14 protein-coding genes and 1 pseudogene are annotated in these 20,052 nt (G+C 70.9%); 9 read left to right on the forward strand and 6 right to left on the reverse strand.

The features are described 5' to 3' along the window. Positions 1-62: 62 nt before the first annotated feature. Positions 63-1,448, reverse strand: a complete 1,386-nt coding sequence (locus tag AB5J49_RS40635; RefSeq protein WP_369173892.1) for a glycoside hydrolase family 16 protein — start codon at positions 1,446-1,448, stop codon at positions 63-65. Between the two features lie 167 nt (positions 1,449-1,615). Continuing rightward, complete coding sequence (locus AB5J49_RS40640) at positions 1,616-2,860, reverse strand: Ig-like domain-containing protein (protein ID WP_369173893.1); 1,245 nt, start codon at positions 2,858-2,860, stop codon at positions 1,616-1,618. A gap of 132 nt (positions 2,861-2,992) precedes the next feature. Here AB5J49_RS40640 and AB5J49_RS40645 point away from each other — a divergent pair, with 132 nt between their 5' ends. Beyond that, positions 2,993-3,280: a DUF1905 domain-containing protein gene (locus AB5J49_RS40645; RefSeq protein ID WP_369173894.1), complete on the forward strand. Its 288-nt coding sequence runs from the start codon at positions 2,993-2,995 to the stop codon at positions 3,278-3,280. Between the two features lie 14 nt (positions 3,281-3,294). Here the strand turns inward: AB5J49_RS40645 and AB5J49_RS40650 are convergent, their stop codons facing one another. The 4 genes and pseudogenes from AB5J49_RS40650 to AB5J49_RS40665 all read right to left on the reverse strand — a co-directional run bounded on the left by AB5J49_RS40650 (position 3,295) and on the right by AB5J49_RS40665 (position 7,288). After that, positions 3,295-4,050: an IclR family transcriptional regulator gene (locus tag AB5J49_RS40650; RefSeq protein ID WP_369173895.1), complete on the reverse strand. Its 756-nt coding sequence runs from the start codon at positions 4,048-4,050 to the stop codon at positions 3,295-3,297. Continuing rightward, complete coding sequence (locus AB5J49_RS40655) at positions 4,047-5,426, reverse strand: prolyl oligopeptidase family serine peptidase (protein ID WP_369173896.1); 1,380 nt, start codon at positions 5,424-5,426, stop codon at positions 4,047-4,049. The genes AB5J49_RS40650 and AB5J49_RS40655 overlap by 4 nt, the downstream gene beginning before the upstream one ends. Beyond that, positions 5,423-6,784 carry an MFS transporter gene (locus AB5J49_RS40660; RefSeq protein WP_369173897.1) on the reverse strand — a complete coding sequence of 454 codons (1,362 nt, stop codon included), beginning with the start codon at positions 6,782-6,784 and terminating at the stop codon, positions 5,423-5,425. Before AB5J49_RS40660 ends, AB5J49_RS40655 begins: the two co-directional genes overlap by 4 nt. Before the next feature lie 79 nt (positions 6,785-6,863). Next, positions 6,864-7,288: pseudogene (locus AB5J49_RS40665) on the reverse strand (MarR family winged helix-turn-helix transcriptional regulator). Positions 7,289-7,496: 208 nt separating this feature from the next. On the opposite strand from AB5J49_RS40665, the gene AB5J49_RS40670 reads away from it, so the two are divergent. The 8 genes from AB5J49_RS40670 (at position 7,497) to fxsT (ending at position 20,042) form a co-directional block, all read left to right on the forward strand. Further along, positions 7,497-8,414, forward strand: a complete 918-nt coding sequence (locus AB5J49_RS40670; protein ID WP_369173898.1) for an SDR family NAD(P)-dependent oxidoreductase — start codon at positions 7,497-7,499, stop codon at positions 8,412-8,414. An 11-nt stretch (positions 8,415-8,425) separates the two neighbouring features. Beyond that, positions 8,426-9,301, forward strand: coding sequence for an amidohydrolase family protein (locus tag AB5J49_RS40675; RefSeq protein WP_369173899.1), 876 nt, complete (start codon positions 8,426-8,428; stop codon positions 9,299-9,301). 10 nt (positions 9,302-9,311) lie between these two features. After that, on the forward strand, positions 9,312-10,814 hold the full coding sequence (gene menE / locus AB5J49_RS40680; protein ID WP_369173900.1) for an o-succinylbenzoate--CoA ligase: 1,503 nt from the start codon (positions 9,312-9,314) through the stop codon (positions 10,812-10,814). 8 nt (positions 10,815-10,822) lie between these two features. Further along, positions 10,823-11,278: a MaoC family dehydratase gene (locus tag AB5J49_RS40685; protein WP_369173901.1), complete on the forward strand. Its 456-nt coding sequence runs from the start codon at positions 10,823-10,825 to the stop codon at positions 11,276-11,278. A 372-nt stretch (positions 11,279-11,650) separates the two neighbouring features. Then, entirely contained in the window at positions 11,651-13,783 is a 2,133-nt protein-coding gene (locus tag AB5J49_RS40690) for an FxsB family cyclophane-forming radical SAM/SPASM peptide maturase (protein ID WP_369173902.1), read from the forward strand. Further along, entirely contained in the window at positions 13,780-14,616 is an 837-nt protein-coding gene (locus tag AB5J49_RS40695; protein ID WP_369173903.1) for an aminoglycoside N(3)-acetyltransferase, read from the forward strand. The genes AB5J49_RS40690 and AB5J49_RS40695 overlap by 4 nt, the downstream gene beginning before the upstream one ends. 58 nt (positions 14,617-14,674) lie before the next feature. Then, a complete protein-coding gene (locus tag AB5J49_RS40700) occupies positions 14,675-15,988 on the forward strand; it encodes a TIR-like protein FxsC (RefSeq protein ID WP_369173904.1) in 1,314 nt (437 codons plus the stop codon). Then, the gene (gene fxsT / locus AB5J49_RS40705; protein WP_369173905.1) at positions 15,975-20,042 is read left to right on the forward strand and encodes an FxSxx-COOH system tetratricopeptide repeat protein; all 4,068 of its coding nucleotides are present in this window, start codon (positions 15,975-15,977) and stop codon (positions 20,040-20,042) included. The genes AB5J49_RS40700 and fxsT overlap by 14 nt, the downstream gene beginning before the upstream one ends. The last annotated feature ends 10 nt before the right edge of the window (positions 20,043-20,052 follow it).

The following is a 20,052-nucleotide window of genomic DNA, read 5'->3' on the forward strand; positions in this document are numbered from 1 at the left end:
TCATGACCGGCTGATGCCCCGCGAGACCGCACCGGCCTCGCGGGGCATCGTCAACTCACCACTCAGTGACCGAAGTTGAACCAGTTCACGTTCACGAAGTCCGCCGACTGACCGCTGGTGAAGGTCAGATAGACATCGTGGGTGCCGGTCACGGAGCTCATGTTCGCCGGAATCGTCCGCCACGACTGCCAGCCCCCGGTGTTGCCCACCGAGAAACTGCCGACAGGCGTGGCGGTACGGCTGTCCAGGCGTACCTCGACCAGTCCGCTGACGCCGCCCGCCGCACCGCTCGCGACTCGGGCGTTGAACTGGGTGGCCGCCGTGGAGCCGAAGTTGACGCCCTTGAAGAGGGCCCAGTCCCCGTTCGCGAGCGAGCCGATGTTCTGGCCGCCGCCGGTGTCGGACGTGGTCTCGGTGCTGCTCCCGGACTGGCTGTCGTACGACTCGGCCTGGATGGCGCTGTACGCGTCACGGTTGCCCGTGGGCGGGGGTGTGGTACCGCTCCCACCGGCCGACAGCACCTGGACGTAGTCGACGACCATCGGCACGCCGGACCGCGTGTCGCCGTCCAGGCCGCCGCCGAAGGCGTCCGGGAAGGCGCCGCCCATCGCCACGTTCAGGATGATGAAGAAGCCGTGGTTGGTGGCGTTGGTCCAGGTCGTGGCGTCCACCTGGCCGGCGTTGACCGAGTGGAACTGGGTGCCGTCGACAAAGAAGCGGATCGTCTCGGGGCTCACCGAGCGGTCCCACTCCATGGTGTAGGTGTGGAAGGCCGACTGGCACGTCGAGCCGGGACACGCCGTGGAGTTGCCGATGCCGGTGGTCTCGTTGCACGGGCCGCCCGGGTTGGTCCCGCAGTGCATCGTGGCCCACACGGTGTTGCGGCCCTGGACGTTCTCCATGATGTCCAGCTCGCCGACGCTCGGCCAGTTCTGGTAGTTGCCCCGGTAGGGCGCGCCCAGCATCCAGAACGCCGGCCAGTAGCCCTCGGCGGCGGTGCCGGTGACATTGGGCATCTGGAGGCGGGCCTCGACGCGCAGCTTGCCGCCGGACGGGGGCTGGAAGTCGGTGCGGTTGGTCTCGATGCGGCCCGATGTCCAGCGGCCCGCGGAGTCGCGCAGCGGGGTGATACGGAGGTTGCCATTGCCGTCGAGCGCGACGTTGTTCGTGCTGTTCGTCATCGTCTCGACCTCGCCGGTGCCCCAGTTGGCGGGGCCGCCCGGATACGAAGTGCCGGTCGCGTACTGCCAGTTGGAGGTGTTGACGCCGGTGCCGGCGGAGCCGTTGAAGTCGTCGAGGAAGACCTGCGTCCAGCCCGACGGGGGCGTGGGCGCGGAGGCGTTCGCGGGCAGGGTGGCGGCTGTGGCGACCGCGGCCGCCAGACCGAGCGTGCTGAGTACGGCGATGAGCGCGCGTCGCCTTCTGGGTATGCCGGAGGTTGCACTCATGGGGGGGTGCCTCCCGGTACGGAGTGATGTGCGCGGGTGTCAGATGTCTTTGAGAGCGCTCTCAAATTGCGCCCAATGTGCTCTCCGTAACCGTGGTCGTCAAGAGTTAAAGCAAGGAAAGTGCTTTCGGGCCGGGGGAGTTCACGCCATGAACGGGGGTATACGTGCTAAAGCGCACTCCCCGCCTGCCAGTCCGCCCACGGCAGGTTCCAGCCGTTGAGCCCGTTGGCCGGATCGACGGTCCGCTCGCCCGAGGTCCTGACGACGACCACGTCCCCGAGCATCGAGCTGTCGTAGAACTTGTAGCCGTCGACCGAGGGGTCGCTCGCGCCCTTCGCGTCGTGCAGGCCGATGCACCCGTGGCTGGTGTTCTCGTCGCCGAACACCGACGTGGACGCCCAGTAGTTGCCGTGGACGAACGTGCCGGACGTGGTCAGCCGCTGGGCGTGCGGGACGTCGGAGATGTCGTACTCGTCGCCGAGCCCGACCGTCGAGGACTCCATCCGCGTCTGCCGGAACCGCTCGCTGATCACCATGATCCCGGACCAGGTGGTGTGCTCGGGGTCGCCGCCGCTGACCGGGTAGGTGGCGACGGTCTCGCCGTCCCGGACGACCGTCATCCGCTTGGTGGCGAGGTCGACCGTGCTGATCTGCTCGCGGCCGATGTGGAAGGTGACGTCCTTGGACTGCGTGCCGTAGACACCGTCCGAGCCCTCGACGTCCTTCAGCCGGAGGCTGAGCGTGACGGTCGTCCCGGCCGCCCAGTACCTCTTTGGCCGGAAGTCCAGCCGGGTGTCGCCGAACCAGTGGCCGACGACGTCCACGGCGGGCTCGGCGGTCACCGTGATCGCCTTCTGGACCGCTGCCTTGTCGGCGACGGCGTGCGTGAAGTTGATCGACACGGGCATGCCGACGCCGGAGGTGGAGCCGGCCTCGGGCGTGAAGTAGCCGACGAAGGTCTCGCCGGGGGACCTGGTGGTGAAGGCCGCTGTCGTGGCCGCCGATGCGCCCGCCGCCGTGGCCGTGACGGCGTACTCGGTGCCTGAGTACGGGTTGCCGTCCGAGGTCCACTTGGCGCGGGCCTCGTCGAAGGAGCCTTCCAGCGCGGAGCCGTCGTCGCCGGTGGCCTTCACGGACGCGAGCGTGCCGTCGGCCACGGTGATCTCGACAGGGCTGGTGAAGGCGGCCTTCTCGGTGCCGTCGGCGGGCGTGACCGTGATCGTCGGCAGCTTCGCGGAGGCCTGCGCGGACGCCGCCGACTTCGCGTTCTGCGACGCCGAGGACGCGTCCGCCGACCCGCCGCACCCGGTCAGCACCGCGGCGGGCACCACCCCGAGCACGGCGAGCACCCCGCGACGGGACCACCTTCCCGGCTGCTGCTCCGACGGGTTCGATATGTGCGGGACGCCCACGGCACGCCTTCCTGAGTTCTGCTGCGGTACGCGTGCATCGTGCAGGTTCTTCCTGGGTTGATCCTTTGAATCCCGGCACGGCAGTCTGAGATTCCTGTGAGGACGACCTGGGAGAGAAGAGGTCCTGACCGTATGGAACTCGCCTTCACCGGCGCGGTGATCGAATGGCGCGGTCCGGCGCCCTACTACTTCGTCCGGGTCCCGGACGAGGTGGCCGCCGACATCCGGGAGGTGGCCGCGATGGCCACGTACGGCTGGGGCGTGATCCCGGTCGAGGCCAGGGTCGGCGAGATCGCCTTCGCGACGTCCCTCTTCCCCAAGGACGGCGGCTACTTGCTCCCGCTCAAGAACGCGGTACGGGCGCCGCAGGGTCTCGGATCCGGCGACGAGGTGGCCGTGGATATGACCGTCCGCCTGTAGGCCCGCGAGCTCGCCTACGCGTCCTTCTCCGGCTGCCACCCCAGCCCCCGTGAGATGCCGCGTGCCGCGAGCCGTACCGCCGGCACCAGCACCGGCACCTGTGCGTCGGCCTGGGGCACGACGACGGAGACGGCGGCGATCACCGACCCGTCCGGGCCGCGCACCGGTGCGGCCACCGACAGGGCGTCGTCGGTGACCTGGCGGCTGCTGACCGCCACCCCCGTGCGGCGTACGTCGGCGAGCACGCGGCGCAGGCGGGCCGGTTCGGTGACGGTGTGCGGCGTGAAGGAGGCGAGCGGCCCGGCGCAGTACTCCTCCTGGAAGCCGGGGTCACTGTGCGCGAGCAGCGCCAGCCCGACCCCGGTGGCGTGCAGCGGCCAGCGCGCTCCGACCCGGATGTGCACGCCGACCGCCGACCGCCCCGACAGCCACTCGATGTAGACGACCTCGGGCCCGTCCTGGACCGCCAGCTGCACGTTCTCGTGCGTCGCCTCGTACAGGTCCTCCAGATACGGCAGCGCGATCTGCCGCAGCGCGAGCCCGCGCGGCGCGAGGGCGGCCACCTCCCACAGCCGCAGGCCGACGTGGTACAGCCCGGCCTCGTCCCGCTCCAGGGCGCCCCACTCGGTGAGGGCGGCCACGAGCCGGTGCGCGGTGGTCAGGCTCAGCCCGGCCCGCCGGCTGATGTCCGTCAGGGACAGCGCCGGGTGCTCGAGGTCGAAGGCCCCGAGTACGGACAGCAGCCGGTCGGGCGCGGAGCGGGTGGTCATGGCCGGGCGTCTCCCGGATGGGCCAGGTCGTACGGGCGGGGGTAGGTGGCGGGGCGGTAGGTCACGTAGCGCGGCTCGGTCGTCGAATCCTCCTGCTGGGCACGGGAGTTGAGGGCTTGCGGCGAGGCGTCCCAGCGGCCCGTGTCCAGCCGGTGCTCCAGGGTGTGCAGGGCGCCGAGCATCTCGCCCGGGGTGAAGGTGCAGTGGCCGGGAGCGTCGACGTAGGCCTGGCTGAGCAGGGCGCCGGAGCCCGCCGCGGTGGCGGCCCGCCGGTAGGCGCTCTCGGCCTGGACGGGGATCAGCGCGTCGCCGGTCGTGTGGATGTTCAGCTGGGGGTCGGCGAGCCGGCCCGAGAAGGCGCTGGTGTGCCGCATCCACCCTACGGCCGCGGGGTCGGCCGAGATCCGGGGTGCACGGTTCAGGGCGGTGAGGTCGGTACGCAAGGACAGTCCCGCCTCCTTGTAGAGCTCGGTCACCTCTTTGTACAGCGGGGAGCGGGCGAGCATCGCGGTGTAGTCGACCCCGGTGTTCCAGGACATGTTGCCCCCGGCCCGGCTCTCCGCCTCCTGCCGCCAGCTGAACGCGGGCCTCCCGATGAGCCCGGTGACGGCCGTGTACTGGTTGGCCTGCTGGGTCTGCCAGTCGGTCGGGCCCGGCTTGGTCTGCGTGGCGTCGTTGTAGCCCGGGATGTTGTGCAGCGCGGCGGCGAGGGCGATGCGGGCGCGGCCCTCGGGGGTCTGCTGGGCCGCGCTGGTCTTCGAGGCGAGCGTGTTCGCTGCGGCGACCGCGGCCGCCTGGTCGGCGAACCCGGTGAGCGGGATGTCCGCGCCCGGCGCGAGCAGGGTCTTCAGGGCGAAGACCGGGTCCAGGGTGCTGTTCCAGTTGGCCACCCCGCCCTGTACCAGCCCGCACATCGACAGCGATCCGTCGAAGCGGTCGGCGTGCCGCTCGGCGAGGGCCGTCGTGACGAGGCCGCCGTACGACCGGCCCCAGGCGAGCGTCCGCCCGGCCGTGCCGAACCTCTCCGTGAACAGGTCGAGGGTGGCGAGCTGGTCGGGCACGGCATCCGTCACCGCCCAGCCGTTCGTGGCGTACGAGGAGCCGATCAGTGCGTATCCCTCGGCCAGGAGCTTGTCGCGGGTGGTGGAGTCGGGGGAGTCCTCGCCGGGGCTGGGCGAGCCTGCGGGGCGGTAGCCGTGGCTGAAGAGGAGCACGGTGCCGTTCCAGTCGGCGGGTACGTCCATCAAGTACGCGGCGCCAGAAGGGAGTTTGCCCTCCAGGTGAGTGTCGGTCGTCGCCTGTGCAGGGAGCGTGATCGCGCCGGCCGTGCACACGGCAGCCACGGTCAGTAGGGCGATGCGGGTGCGGAATCTCAACGGAGCGTCCCTTCCGGTGTGGGGGTCTGGGCGGGGGAGCCGGGGGCGTCCAGCGTGTCGGTGTGCGTCTCGCGCAGCCGCCACACGGTGAGCGCGGTGATCGCAGCGCCGCCGCACAGCAGCAGGGAGACGGGCGTACTGCTGCCGCCGGACGAGGCGAGGAGGCTGCTGGCGATCAGCGGCGAGAACCCGGCGCCGAGCAGGGTGGCCGCCTGGTAGCCGAGCGAGGCGCCGGTGTAGCGGACCCGGGTGCCGAACATCTCGCTGAGCAGCGCGCCGAGCGGGCCGTACATCGTGGACTGGGCGACGCCGTGCCCGAGGGCGAGGGCGAGGATCAGCAGCCCGGGGGAGCCGGAGTCGACCAGCGCCAGCACGGGGAAGGCGAGCGCGGCCGAGGCTACGGCGCCGGCCAGGACGACCGGGCGCCGGCCGACCCGGTCGGAGAGCGCGGACGCGGCGGGCAGGACCACCAGGGCCACGCAGGAGGCGACGGTCACGGCGGTGAGCACCTGCGGCCGGCTGTATCCGTGGCCGACCGCGTACGAGATCATGAACCCGGTCAGCAGCGACTGGGCGGTGAACGCGCCGATGCCGACACAGGCGGCGAGCAGCACGGGCTTCGGGCGCCGCAGCACCTCCACGACCGGCGGCCGGCCGGGCTCCGGCTGCCGCTTGGCCTGCGCGAACAGCGGGCTCTCGGCGACCTTGAGGCGTACGAACAGGCCGACGGCCAGCAGCACGATGCTCAGCAGGAACGGCACCCGCCAGCCCCAGGCGCGGAACTCGTCGTCGGGCAGTGCGGAGACCAGCGTGACCACGCCGGCCGACAGCACCGAGCCGAGCGGCGCGCCGAGTTGGGTGAAGCTGGACCACAGGCCGCGCCGGGCGCCCTGGGTACGTTCGGCGTGCTCGACGACCATGAGGGTCGCGCCGCCCCACTCGCCGCCGATCGCGAGGCCCTGCACCACCCGCAGGGTGACGAGGAGGACGGGCGCCCACACGCCGATCGCGTCATAGGTGGGCAGCAGGCCGATGAGGAAGCTGCCGCAGCCCATCAGGACCATGGTCAGCAGCATCATCGACTTGCGGCCGATCCGGTCGCCGAAGTGGCCGAAGACGATGCCGCCCAGCGGGCGGGCCAGATAGCCCGCGGCGAAGGTGCCGAAGGCCGCGATGGTGCCGACCGCGGGGTCGGCCCGGGGGAAGAACAGATCGCCGAAGACGAGCGCGGCGACCGTGCCGTACACGAGGAAGTCGTAGAACTCGACCGTGGTGCCGAGCAGTCCGGAGAGGGCGACGCGGCGCAACTGGCGGGTGTCGGGGGACGGTTGACGGGCGGACGGAGGGGACGGCTGCACGTTGAGCTCCCTGAGGCCGGTGCCGATGCCCCGGTGAAGTTAGGCAGTCATCGTGCAGCCGTCAATAAGTTGCACAACATTAGACCGGCCGGTCCTCCACGATCCGCTGGAGCAGACCGTGCAGGGTCTCCCGTTCGGCCGGGTCCAGCGGGTCCAGGAGGTCGTTCGTCACCCGCAGCCCCGCCTCGTCGGTGTCCCGCAGGAAGGTGCGGCCCTCGGCGGTGAGGACGACGATCCGGCTGCGGCGGTCGTCGGGGGAGGGGCGGCGCTCGGCGAAGCCCAGCTTCTCCAGGTCGTCGACGAGCCGACGATCGCGCTCGGGTCGTAGCCGAGCTGTGCGCTCAGCTCGCGCTGGAGCGCCCCGTCGGACGTCACGAGGAAGCGCAGCACCGCGTAGTGGCGCAGACGCAGTCCCGACTCCTGCAGGAACGTGTTGAACAACTGGCCCGAGCGCAGGCCCAGGCGGTACAGCAGGTAACCCGTGTCCGCGTGCAGTCCGCGCATCCACGGTTCGTTCGCGTCGATGGGTGCCGGGTTCGTGGCGTGCTGGCGGGCGATGGCGGACTCCCTGGTCTCGGCCCCCGGTGGCGGGGGTTTCTCTGTGCAGATTCCAGCATGACGCACCCGAAGGTCACCAACAACTATTGACGACAACAATTATTGCTCTTAACTTCGATCCCGTAGCCGCACCCCACGTCGAAGGGACCCTCCCGTGCCCAGCATCGATCTCACCGGCAAGGCCGCCGTCGTCACCGGCAGTGGCCGGGGCCTCGGCCTCGCCTACGCCCACGCCCTGGCCGCCCATGGCGCCTCTGTGGTCGTCAACGACGTCGACGAGGCCGTGGCCGAGGCGGCCGTGAAGTCCATCACCGAGGCGGGCGGCACCGCCGTCGCCGAGGTCGTCCCGGTCGGCACCACCGAGGCCGCGGAGCGGCTGGTGAACCGCGCGGTCGAGGAGTTCGGGCGGCTCGACATCCTGGTGACCAACGCGGGCATCCTGCGCGACAAGGTCCTGTGGAAGATGACCGACGACGACTTCGACGCGGTGATCACCACCCACCTCAAGGGCACCTTCACCTGTGCCCGCGCCGCCGCCGTCCGCATGCGCGAGCAGGGTGAGGGCGGCACCCTGATCCTGGTCGGCTCCCCGGCCGGCCAGCGCGGCAACTTCGGCCAGACGAACTACGCCGCCGCCAAGGCCGGCATCGCCGCCTTCGCCCGTACCTGGTCGATGGAGCTGGGCCGCGCGAACATCACCGTCAACGCGATCGTGCCGGTCGCCGCGACCGCCATGACCGAGACCATCCCCGCCTTCGCCCCGTACATCGAGGCGATGAAGAACGGCGAGCCGCTGCCGGACTTCCTGCGCAAGGGCGAGGGCTTCGGCACTCCCGAGGACTGCGCGGCCCTCGTCCCCTTCCTCGCGTCCGAGGCCGCCCGCGGCATCACCGGCCAGGCCATCGGCGTCGGCGGCGACAAGGTGGCACTCTGGTCGCATCCGCAGGAGATCGCGGCGGCCTACGCCGACGGCGGCTGGACCCCCGACACCCTGGCCCATGTCTGGCCCACCTCGGTCGGCGCCGAGCTCCAGTCGGTCGGCATCCCGGCGCCCAAGTTCCCGGAGGCGTGATGGTCCCCTCTATGAACCCCGACGACCTCGTCGCGATCGACGTCCACACGCACGCGGAGGTGTCCTCCAAGGGCCACTCCTCCCTGGACGACGACCTGCACGACGCCTCCTCCGCCTACTTCAAGGTCGAGGGCAAGCGCAAGCCCACGCTGGAGGAGACCGCCGCCTACTACCGTGAGCGGAAGATGGCCGCCGTGATCTTCACGGTCGACGCCGAGTCCGCGACCGGCACGCCGCCGGTCCCGAACGAGGAGGTCGCCGAGGCCGCGGCCGCCAACTCCGACGTCCTCATCCCCTTCGCCTCCATCGACCCCTTCCGGGGAAAGGCGGGCGTACGGCAGGCCCGGCGTCTGGTCGAGGAGTACGGGGTGAAGGGCTTCAAGTTCCACCCCAGCATCCAGGGCTTCTTCCCCAACGACCGCTCGGTGGCCTACGACCTCTACGAGGTCATCGAGGAGACGGGCACGATCGCCCTCTTCCACACGGGGCAGACGGGCATCGGCGCCGGAGTCCCGGGCGGGGGCGGCATCCGCCTCAAGTACTCCAACCCCCTCCACGTGGACGACGTCGCGGCCGACTTCCCGCACCTGAAGATCATCCTGGCGCATCCGTCCTTCCCCTGGCAGGACGAGGCGCTCGCCGTCGCCACCCACAAGCCCGGCGTGCACATCGACCTGTCCGGCTGGTCGCCCAAGTACTTCCCGCCGCAGCTCGTGCAGTACGCCAACACCCTGCTGAAGGACAAGGTGCTCTTCGGCTCCGACTTCCCCGTCCTCACCCCGGACCGCTGGCTCGCCGACTTCGAGAAGCTGTCGATCAAGGACGAGGTCAAGCCGAAGATCCTCAAGGAGAACGCCGCCCGCCTGCTCGGGCTGACGAAGCCGTAAGGGGCGTGACATGCGCAACGAGGGACTGGGGTCGTGGCCCGCACGCCGGGCCCGCAAGACCCCCCGCCGCACCGCCCTGATCCACGGCGAGACGTCGATCGACTACGGCACCCTGTACACCCGCACCACACGCCTCGCCCATGCCCTGCGCGAGAGGGGCGTGCGCCGCGGCGACCGCATCGCCTACCTCGGCCCGAACCACCCCTCCTACCTGGAGACCCTGTTCGCGGCCGGCACGCTCGGCGCGGTCTTCGTCCCGCTCAACACCCGCCTCGCCGGCCCCGAGATCGCGTACCAGCTCGCCGACTCCGGCGCGAAGGCCCTCGTCTACGGCCCCTCGCACGCCGGACTCGTCGCCGGGCTGCCGGGCAGCACCGATGTCCGTGCGTACATCGAAGTGGGCGCCGAATACGAGGCGGCGCTCGCCTCGGCCGCCGAGGAGCCGATCGACGCGCCGGTCACCGCGGACGACACCTGCATCATCATGTACACCTCGGGGACGACCGGCCGACCCAAGGGCGCGATGCTCACCCACGGCAACCTGACCTGGAACGCGATCAACGTCCTCGTCGACCACGACCTGATCGCCGAGGAACGCGCCCTGGTCTCCGCGCCGTTGTTCCACACGGCGGGCCTGAACATGCTGACCCTGCCGGTCCTGCTGAAGGGCGGCACCTGCGTACTGGTCGAGGCCTTCGACCCGAACGCCACCTTCGACCTGATCGAACGGCACCGGATCACCTTCATGTTCGGCGTGCCCACGATGTTCGACCAGGTGGCCCGGCATCCGCGCTGGGCGCAGGCCGACCTGTCGTCCCTGCGGATCCTCACCTGTGGCGGCTCCCCGGTCCCGACCCCGCTGATCGCCGCGTACCAAAAGCGCGGGCTGACCTTCCTCCAGGGCTACGGCATGACGGAGGCGGCCCCGGGGACGCTGTTCCTGGACGCCGAGCACGCGGTGAGCAAGGCGGGCTCGGCGGGCGTACCGCACTTCTTCAGCGACGTACGCGTCGTCGGGCCGGACCTCGCGCCGGTCGACGTCGGCGAGACCGGCGAGGTCGTGGTCCGCGGCCCGCACGTCATGCCCGGCTACTGGGGCCTGCCCGAGGAGACGGCCGCCTCCTTCGCCGACGGCTGGTTCCGCAGCGGGGACGCGGCCCGCGTCGACGAGGACGGGTACGTGTTCATCGTCGACCGCATCAAGGACATGATCATCTCCGGCGGCGAGAACATCTACCCCGCCGAGATCGAGGACCTGCTCCTCTCCCACCCGGACATCGTCGAGTGCGCGGTGATCGGGGTGCCGGACGACAAGTGGGGCGAGGTGCCGCGCGCGGTCGTCGTGCCGCGCGAGGGCACCGCGCTCGATCCGGACGAGATCCTCGCGTCCCTCTCCGGCCGGCTCGCCAAGTACAAGATCCCGAAATCGGTGGTGCTCGCGGACGAACTCCCGCGCACCGCCTCAGGAAAACTCCTCAAGTCCCGTGTCCGTACCCGCTACGGCAAGAGTTAAGGAACCCCATGAGCATCACCGTGAACGGCCTCGACGAACTGAAGAAGCTCGCGGGCAGCGACCTCGGCACCAGTGAGTGGATCGAGATCACCCAGGAGCGCATCAACACGTTCGCCGACGCCACGGGCGACCACCAGTGGATCCACGTGGACCCGCAGAAGGCGGCCGAGGGGCCGTTCGGCGCCCCCATCGCCCACGGCTATCTCACCCTCTCGCTCTTCATCCCCCTCTTCACCGAGCTGCTGGACGTCCAGGGCGTCACCACGAAGGTCAACTACGGCCTGAACAAGGTGCGTTTCCCCTCGCCGGTCAAGGTCGGCTCGCGCATACGGCTCGTCGGCAGGCTCGCCGAGGTGGCGGAGGTGCCCGGCGGGGCGCAGATCACCGTCGACGGCACGATCGAGATCGAGGGCGGGGCGAAGCCGGCGGCGGTACTGCAGAGCGTCTCCCGCTTCTACGCGTAGGGCCGAACGGGGTTCACTCGAACGGCGCCTGGCGCACGCCGGTCACCTGCGAAGAGTGATTGGCCGGGTTTCGAGTGGCTCCCGGACGCGCTCTCACGCGATAGCGTGCTGTCTTGACTCTCGTCAACGGTGCAGGGCGACCTGCACCGTCGTTTCCGCTCTCCCGACCAGGGGACACTGTGATCAAGCGAGCCAGCATCACTTCGCCGTCGACGGCCGTCGCCGACACCCACCCCGCCACACCGCGTCTCGACGCGCCGTGCGAGCCGAAGAACGCCCGCGGTCGGCGCCGCGCCCTCTCCTCCACCCGGAACCGAAAGACGAACCCGCTCACTTTCCAGTCGTCGATCGGATGACGTCGAGTCTTTCACCATGACCAGCCCGCTGGTTCCGCTTCGGCAACTCGTACTCAAGGTCCACAGCCGGTGCGACCTTGCGTGTGATCACTGCTACGTGTACGAGCATGCCGACCAGAGCTGGACCGCCAGGCCAAAAGTGATCTCGAACGAGGTCATCTCCTGGACCGCTCTGCGTCTGGCGGAGCACGCCAAGGCTCACGCTCTGCCCTCCGTGCAGGTCATCCTGCACGGAGGCGAGCCGCTCCTGGCCGGACCGGCACGCTTACGCCGGGTCTGCGCAGAGCTGCGGGGTGCCCTGGACGGGATTTCCCGGCTCGACTTACGGATTCACACCAATGGAATTCAGCTGAGCAGTCGGTTTCTCGAGCTCTTCGACGAATTCGACGTCCGGGTGGGAATTTCCCTGGACGGTGACCGCGCGGCCAATGATCTGCACCGCCGTTACGCCGGTGGCCGCAGCAGTTACGACAAGGTGCTGGCGGCACTCTCCCTGCTCCGCCAGAAACGCTACCGCCACCTCTACGCCGGGCTCCTGTGCACCGTCGACGTACGCAACGACCCGGTCGCCGTCTATGACGGGCTGGCCGCTCAGGAACCGCCGCGCATCGACTTCCTGCTGCCGCACGCCACTTGGGACGAACCGCCGCTGCGTCCCTCCGGCGTCCGCACGCCCTACGCCGACTGGCTGATGGCCGTCTACGACCGGTGGGAGGCTCATGACCGTCCGATGCCGGTGCGGTTGTTCGACTCGGTCATCAGTACCCTGGGCGGCGGTCCGAGCCTGACCGAGGCCATGGGGCTCGCGCCCGCCGATGTCGTGGTGGTCGAGACCGACGGGACGTTCGAGCAGGCGGACTCCCTCAAGACCGCTTTCGACGGCGCGCCCGTCACCGGTGAGGACGTCTTCCGGCACAGCCTTGACGAAGTGGCCCGCCATCCGGGCATCACCGCCCGGCAGCAGGGCCTCGCCGGCCTGAGCGAGACGTGCCGGTCCTGTCCGGTCGTGCGCTCGTGCGGGGGCGGGCTCTTCGCACACCGTTACCGCAGCGACGGCACGGAATTTGACAACCCGTCAGTGTTCTGTGCGGACCTCGAAGCGTTGATCAGGTCGATCCACGCCCGCACCGGCGCCGACGCCGGACAGCCCGTCGCGGGATTCGACGCGTTGGCCGACGGCAGCGACGACGGAACCGCCGTGGCGGAGTTGGCGCGGGCGCGCCAGGAGATCACCCGCGAACTGCTGAGCATGGTCGGCCAAGAGGCGGGTGGGGAGAGCGAGTTGTGGGCCCACGCCTGGCAGACGGCCCTGGAACTCGGCCGACGCGACGATGCTCCGCTGACGCCGCTGCTGTCCCATCCCCATACCCGGACCTGGGCCGTGCGCTGTCTGGACGGCGCCGCTCCGGCCGACCATCTCGCCGCGCTCGTGGCCGCCGCCGCGCTGCCCCCGGCCGCCGTCGACCGGATCACGGTGCCGGTGCGTGACGGCTTCGTCCACCTCCCGGGGGTGGGGCGGCTGCCTGCCGCTACGGCAGCCGAGGCGGTCCGGTTGACGCCGGATCACCTCGACGACCCCGGCTGGGAGCCCCTGCGCCGGCTGCGGGCCGACCGGCTGGAGGTCGCGCTCGACGACATCGACCCGTACCGCGACTGCCACGGCACCCCCGTCACCGGGCGGTTGACGGACGAGGAGACCGAGCGGTGGCGGCACGGGCTGTCGCAGGCCTGGGCGCTGATCCGCGAGGCACTGCCCGGCCTGGCCCCCGCCATGGCCGCCGGTGTGCGGGTGGTGACCCCCCTCGACGGTCCCGCGAACCCTCGCGCGACCTCGGCCGGCGGAGGGTTCGCGGCGCTCGGGGCCTTTCTGCATCCCGATCCCGCGCGGCTCGCCGCCGATCTGGTGCGCGGCTTCCGGCTCGGCGTCCTCGACGCCCTGCTCGATGTGTGCGACCTGTACGACGAGACCGACACACACACCGGCGACCTGCTCGCCGACACCTATGCGCGCATCGCGACCGACGCCCTGCTCCCCGACCCCGAGTCGGCCCGGCGGACCAGGGCCCGGCTGGACGAGCTGTCCGCCGCCCCCACGCTGACCGCGCTCGGCCGCCGGTTCACCGACGGGATGCGCAGGGGCGCCGGATGACCGGGACCGGGCTTCGCTCGGGCGACCTCGGCGCCCTGGGCGTCCGGGGCGGCGCCACCGTGCTGGTGCACGCCTCCCTGCGCCGGGTCGGTGCGGCCGCCGACGCCGTACTGGGCGCGCTGCTCCACGCCCTCGGACCCGACGGCACCCTGGTCGTCCCCGCGTTCACCGCCGGAAACTCCGACACCTCACCGCAATACCGCGCCCGGACCAGGGACATGACGGTGAGTCAACTGAGCGCCTACCGCGAGGAGATGCCGCCCTTCGACCTCCGGCACACCCCTTCGCAGGGCATGGGAGGCCTGGCCGAGGCCGTACGACGCAGGCCGGACGCGGTGCGCAGCAGCCATCCGCAGACCTCCTTCGCGGCCGTCGGGGCCCTGGCCGCGGGGCTGATGGCGGACCACGACGAGGAATGCCACCTGGGCGAAAGCTCGCCGCTCGCCCGGCTGTACACCGCCGACGCCCGGGTGCTGCTGATCGGGGTCGGCTACGAGGTGTGCAGCGCCTTCCACCTCGCCGAGTACCGGATCGCCGACCCGCCCCGACGGGAGTACCGCTGCGTCGTCCTGCGCGACGGACGGCGCCATTGGATGTCGTACAAGGACGTCGACCTGGACGACAGCGACTTCGGTGCCCTCGGGGCGGCGTACGAGAGGCACGACGCCACGCTGCCCGCGCCCGCCGTGCGGCACGGGCGGCTGGGGCCGGCACGGGTCCGGTCGCTGCCGCTGCGCGCGGCGGTGGACTTCGCCCGGGGATGGCTGGCCGGAAAACGCCCCCGCCCGAGCGCTACGGAGCGGCTGCAAAACGCGTCCGGCTTCCTACACTGAGTCTCCACGCCTCCGGGGGGACGGGGCGGGATCGGGGGATCATGTGGAGCCGAAGGCGGTGTTACGGGCGGACGTGACCGCGCCGTACTTCTTTCTCAGCTACGCCCACACCCCCAGGGACGAGAACGACAACAGCGATCCCGACCACTGGGTGCACCGGCTCTTCCGCGACCTGTGCGATCACATCCGGCACCTGACCACCGTGCCCGGCGGTGCGGCCGGATACATGGACCGCTCGATGCGGGCGGGCCAGCTGTGGACGACCGAGCTGGGCGGCGCGCTCGCCGCCTGCCGGGTGTTCGTGCCGCTGTACTCACCGCGCTACTTCCACAGCTCCTGGTGCGGCAAGGAGTGGAGCGTCTTCGCCAGGCGGCCCACCCGGTTCCGGACCGAGGGGCGCAGCGGCACACCGGGCGCGATCGTGCCGGCCCTGTGGGCGCCGGTCGAGGACCACCAACTCCCCGACTCCATCAGGGACATCCAGTACGCCCACCCCGAACTCGGCGACCGCTACCGCGACTTCGGGCTGTACGGCCTGATGAAGCTCAGCTCCCACCGCCGCCACTACCAGACGGCCGTGTGGGAACTGGCCCGGCGCATCATCGAGGTCGGCAAGCACGTCGCCGTCGACCCGGGGGAGTCCACGTCCTGGGACACCGAGCCCGACGCCTTCGCGCCGCTGCGCAGCCGGCGCGCGCTGCGCATCACCGTGGCCGCGGGCTCCTTGGACCGGCTGCCCGAGGGACGCAGCCCCGACTACTACGGCCCCACGGCGCTCGACTGGACCCCCTTTCGGCCCGCATGCCCCAGACCGCTGGCCGAGATGGCCGCCGAGATCGCCGAACGCCTCGATTTCCGGCCCGACATCCAGGCCTTCGACACCTGGCACAGCGAGGCCGGGGGTACCCCCTCCGGGGGAGGATCCCCCGCGGCGACGGGCCCGGAGGTCGTGCTGCTCGACCGCTGGGTGCTGCGCGATCCCGAACAGCGCACCCGGCTCGGCAAGTTCGACGCCACCCACCACCCGGCGACGGGCCTCGTGGTGCCGTGGAACGACGACGACCCCGACAGCGAGGACGCCAAGCAAGCGCTGACCGCCGAGACGACGGCGACCCTGCCGCGCACCGTCAGCCAGGCGGAGCAGGCATGCCGGCCCGCCGTCCGCGGCATCCCCGACCACGAGTCCTTCGACGCGCTGCTGCCACGTGTCGTGCAGTGGGCCGCGACCCAGCACCTCAAACACGCCCCCGCCCAGCCGCCGCCGGGCCGGGGGACCCGGCGCTTCCGGCTGAGCGTCGCGGGGGACCAGGACAGCCCGCCACCGGTGCACCGCCCGCATGCCGAGGAGGAAGACCGCGATGAGCAGCCTTGACCGACCGGGAGGCCGAAACGGCCGGGTCGTGACGTTCTACTCGTACAAGGGCGGCACCGGCCGGACCATGGCCCTCGCCAACACCGCCTGGATCCTGGCCGCCAACGGCAAACGCGTCCTCGCCGTGGACTGGGACCTGGAGGCACCCGGCCTGCACCGCTTCTTCCACCCCTTCCTCGAGCCGGCGACCGTCGGCGCCACCACCGGCGTCATCGACCTGCTCACCGACTACGCCTGGGCGGCCGCCGCCGACCCCGCCGAGACCGAACACCGGCCCCCGGACTGGCACCGCCAGTACGCCCGCATCCAGCGCCACGCCGTCTCCCTGGACTGGCCGTTCCCCGCCCCGGGCACCCTCGACCTGGTCTCCGCCGGCCGGCAGAACCGCGACTACTCGGCGATCGTCTCCACCTTCGACTGGGACAACTTCTACGAACGCCTCGGCGGCGGGCTGTTCTTCGACGCGTTACGCGACGAGATGCGGTACCACTACGACTACGCCCTCATCGACAGCCGCACCGGCCTGTCCGACATCGCCGACATCTGCACCGCCCACCTGCCCGACACCCTCGTCGACTGCTTCACCCTCAGCGACCAGAGCATCGACGGCGCCGCCGCGGTCGCCCGGCACATCGACGAACGGCTGCGCAGCCGCCGTATCCGCATCCTGCCCGTCCCGATGCGCATCGACGAGGGCGAGAAGGAGAAGGCCGATGCGGGCCGGTCCCTCGCCCGGGCGAAGTTCGACCGGTTCCCCACCGGCATGACCGAGGCCCAACTCGCCGGCTACTGGGGCTCGGTGGAGATCCCGTACCGGCCCTACTACGCCTACGAGGAGACCCTCGCGACCTTCGGTGACGAGGCCGGCAACGCCGGCTCGCTGCTCGCGGCCTTCGAGCGGCTCACCGCGGTCATCACCAACCAGGCCGTCACAGCGCTGCCCCGCATGGACGAGGAGGTGCGCCTCGGCATCAAGAAGGCGTTCACCCGCAGCCGTTCGGCGCTCCCGGCCGACCTGCACCTCAGCTATGTGGCCGAGGACCGGATGTGGGCCGACTGGATCGCCGCGGTGCTCACCCGGGCCGGCTACCGGGTGGACCTGAAGTACGTCGGCGGCGAGGGCGACGGAGCCGACAAGCCGGCCGACCGCACGGTGGTCGTGCTCTCGGCCGCCTACCAGCGCTCCGCGCGCGCCCGCCAGGTCTGGGACGCCGTGACCGGCGGCGACCCCTCCGGCCGCCGTCAGGTGGTCGCGGTCCGGGTCGGCGACGTCCGCCCGGTGCCGTCGTTCAGCGAGCGCGCCTCGGCCGACCTGGTGCGGCTGGACGAGACACAGGCCGTCGGCGTGCTGCTGCGCGCCCTCGGCAAGCCCGCCCTGCCCGCCGAGCGCCGGCCCGACGGGCCGTCCACCGAGGCCCGCTTCCCGGGCACCGTGCCCAAGTTCTGGAACGTCTCGCCCCGCAACGCCTCCTTCACCGGCCGCAGCGCCCTGCTGGAGAAGCTGCGTGACAGCCTCGGCTCCAGCACCACCAGCGTCTCGCCGGCGCCGTACGCCCTCTACGGCCTCGGCGGGGTCGGCAAGACACAGATCGCGCTGGAGTACGTGCACCGGTTCGCCCCCGACTACGACCTGGTGTGGTGGATCCCCTCCGAGCGCAACGAGCTCGTCATCTCCTCCCTCGCCGAGCTCGGCGTCCGCCTCGGACTGCGGGTCGGCGAGGAGGCGGCACAGGCCGCGCAGGAGGTGCGGGACCATCTGCGCCAGTCCGGCTCCACGCTGCGCTGGCTCCTGGTCTTCGACAACGCCGACGAGCCGCAGGAGGTCAGCCGGCACTTCCCCGGAGGCAACGGCCATGTCCTGGTCACCTCCCGCAACCAGGACTGGTCGCAGAACTTCGGGGCCATCGAGGTCGACCTCTTCCTGCGTGAGGAGAGCGTCGAGCATCTGCTGCGCCGGGCCGCCGACCTCAGCGTCGAGGACGCCGACCGGGTCGCCGCGGCGGTCGGCGACCTGCCGCTCGCCCTCGACCAGGCCGGAGCCTGGCTCGCCGCGACCGGAACGTCGGTCGACACCTACCTGGCGGAACTGGAACAACAGGCCGAACTCGTCCTGTCCTTCAGCCAGCCCTCCAACTACCCGCAACCGGTGGCGGCCACCTGGAACGTCTCCATCGAGCGGCTCAAGGAACGCTCCCCGGCCGCCGTACGGCTGCTGCAGCTGTGCGCCTTCTTCGCCGCCGAGCCGATCTCCAGGGACCTGCTCTACGGCGACGAGATGATCCGCGTCCTCGCCAAGGACGACCCTTCGCTCAGGGAGAGGATGGTCCTCGGCCGGGTGATCCGGGAGATCGGCCGCTTCGCCCTGGCCAAGGTGGACCGGGCCACCCGGTCCATCCAGGTCCACCGGTTGGTCCAAGCCGTGATCCGCGCCCAGATGAGCCCCCGGGAGCAGGAGGAGGCGCAGCATGTCGTGCACCGCGTCCTGGCCGGCCACCGCCCCAAGGGCGAGGAACCGATCGACGACGACGACCCCGACACCCGCGCCAAGCTCGCTGTCATCTGGCCGCATCTGGAGGCGTCCGAGGCCAGCCGGTGTGACGAGCCGGAGACGCGGCAGCTGCTCATCGACCGGGTGCGCTACCTGTGGAAGCAGGGCGACCTCAACGCCGCCTTCGCCCTGGGGCAGGAACTGCGGACCGCGTGGCAGAACCTGTTGAACGCGCGCCGGGGGCAACTGGCCGAGCTGGAGAAGAAGGTCGCCGACGCGAAGACCAGGACCGGCCGGGCGGACGACGACGACATCGAGGAGCTGGCCAAGCAGGAGAGCTATGTGACCAACCTGCACACCCAGATCCTCTACCTGGGCTCCAACATCGCCAATGTGCTGCGCTCGCTGGGCAAGTACGTGGAGGCGGAGCGGCTGGGCTCGGACACGCTGGCCCGCCAGCGGGTGCTGCTGGTCGCCGACCACCCGCACATCTTCATGACCAGCAGTGGTCTGGCCATGGACCTGGGCAGCATCGGCCGTTTCGCGGACGCCCTGGAACTGGCCATCGAGGCATACGACGGCTTGAAGGACAGCCTCGGCGAGGACCATCCGCGCACCCTCTTCGCCAACAACAACCGCGCCGTCTGTCTGCGGCTGCTGGGCCGCTACGCCGAGGCCCGTGACGTCGACCAGGAGATCTACGACCGCCGGCGCAACGATCTGGAACTGGGCAGCGAGCACCCGCACAGCCTGCTCAGCGCCACCAACCTGGGCCGCGACCTGCGTGAGACGGGGGAGTACGCCACCTCGATCTCGCTGCTGCGCAGCAGCTACGAGGCCTACCAGCGGCTGTTCGGCGAGACCCACCCGGAAACCCTGCGCACCGCCAAGAGCCTCGCCGTCTCCCTGCGCAAGGCCGGAAAGGTCACCGAGGCCCGCGCGCTCACCCACCAGACCCGCGAGTACTACCGCACCCGGGAGATCCCCACCACCACCCCCGATGTCCTGGACTGCACCCTGAACTACGCCACCGACCTGTACGCCACCGGCGCCCGGGAGGAGGCAGTCGCCCTCGCTCAGGAGATCGTGCCCCAGTACCGGATGGCACCCGGCGTGCGGCACCCGGCGACGCTGGCCGCCGTCAACAACCTCGGTATCTTCCTGCGCGGTTCGGGCGAGGTCGGCAAGGCGCGGGAGCTGCTGGAGGAGAACCTGGCCACGTTGCGCGAGGTGCTCGGCGAACGCCACCCCTACAGCCTGGCCTGCGCCGTCAACCTCGCCAACGTGCTGGCGGAACTGGACGCGCTGGCCGAGGTCGAGCAGCTGGAACGGATGGCCGTCGCCGGATTCCAGGCAGGTCTCGGGCACGGCCACCCGGACACCGTCGTCTCGCGTGCCAACCTGGCCGTCACCCTCGGGATGCTGGGCCGGACCGCGGAGGCCGAGGAGCTCAAGAAGAGCACCCTCGCCGAACTGACCCAGCTCCTCGGCGAGGAGCATCCGCACGCGGTGACCGTCCGCGAGGGCAAACGCATCCACCGCGACCTGGAGCCGCTGCCGGTGTGAGAGGCGGTGC

The organism is Streptomyces sp. R28 (genome assembly GCF_041052385.1).
Classification (GTDB): domain Bacteria; phylum Actinomycetota; class Actinomycetes; order Streptomycetales; family Streptomycetaceae; genus Streptomyces.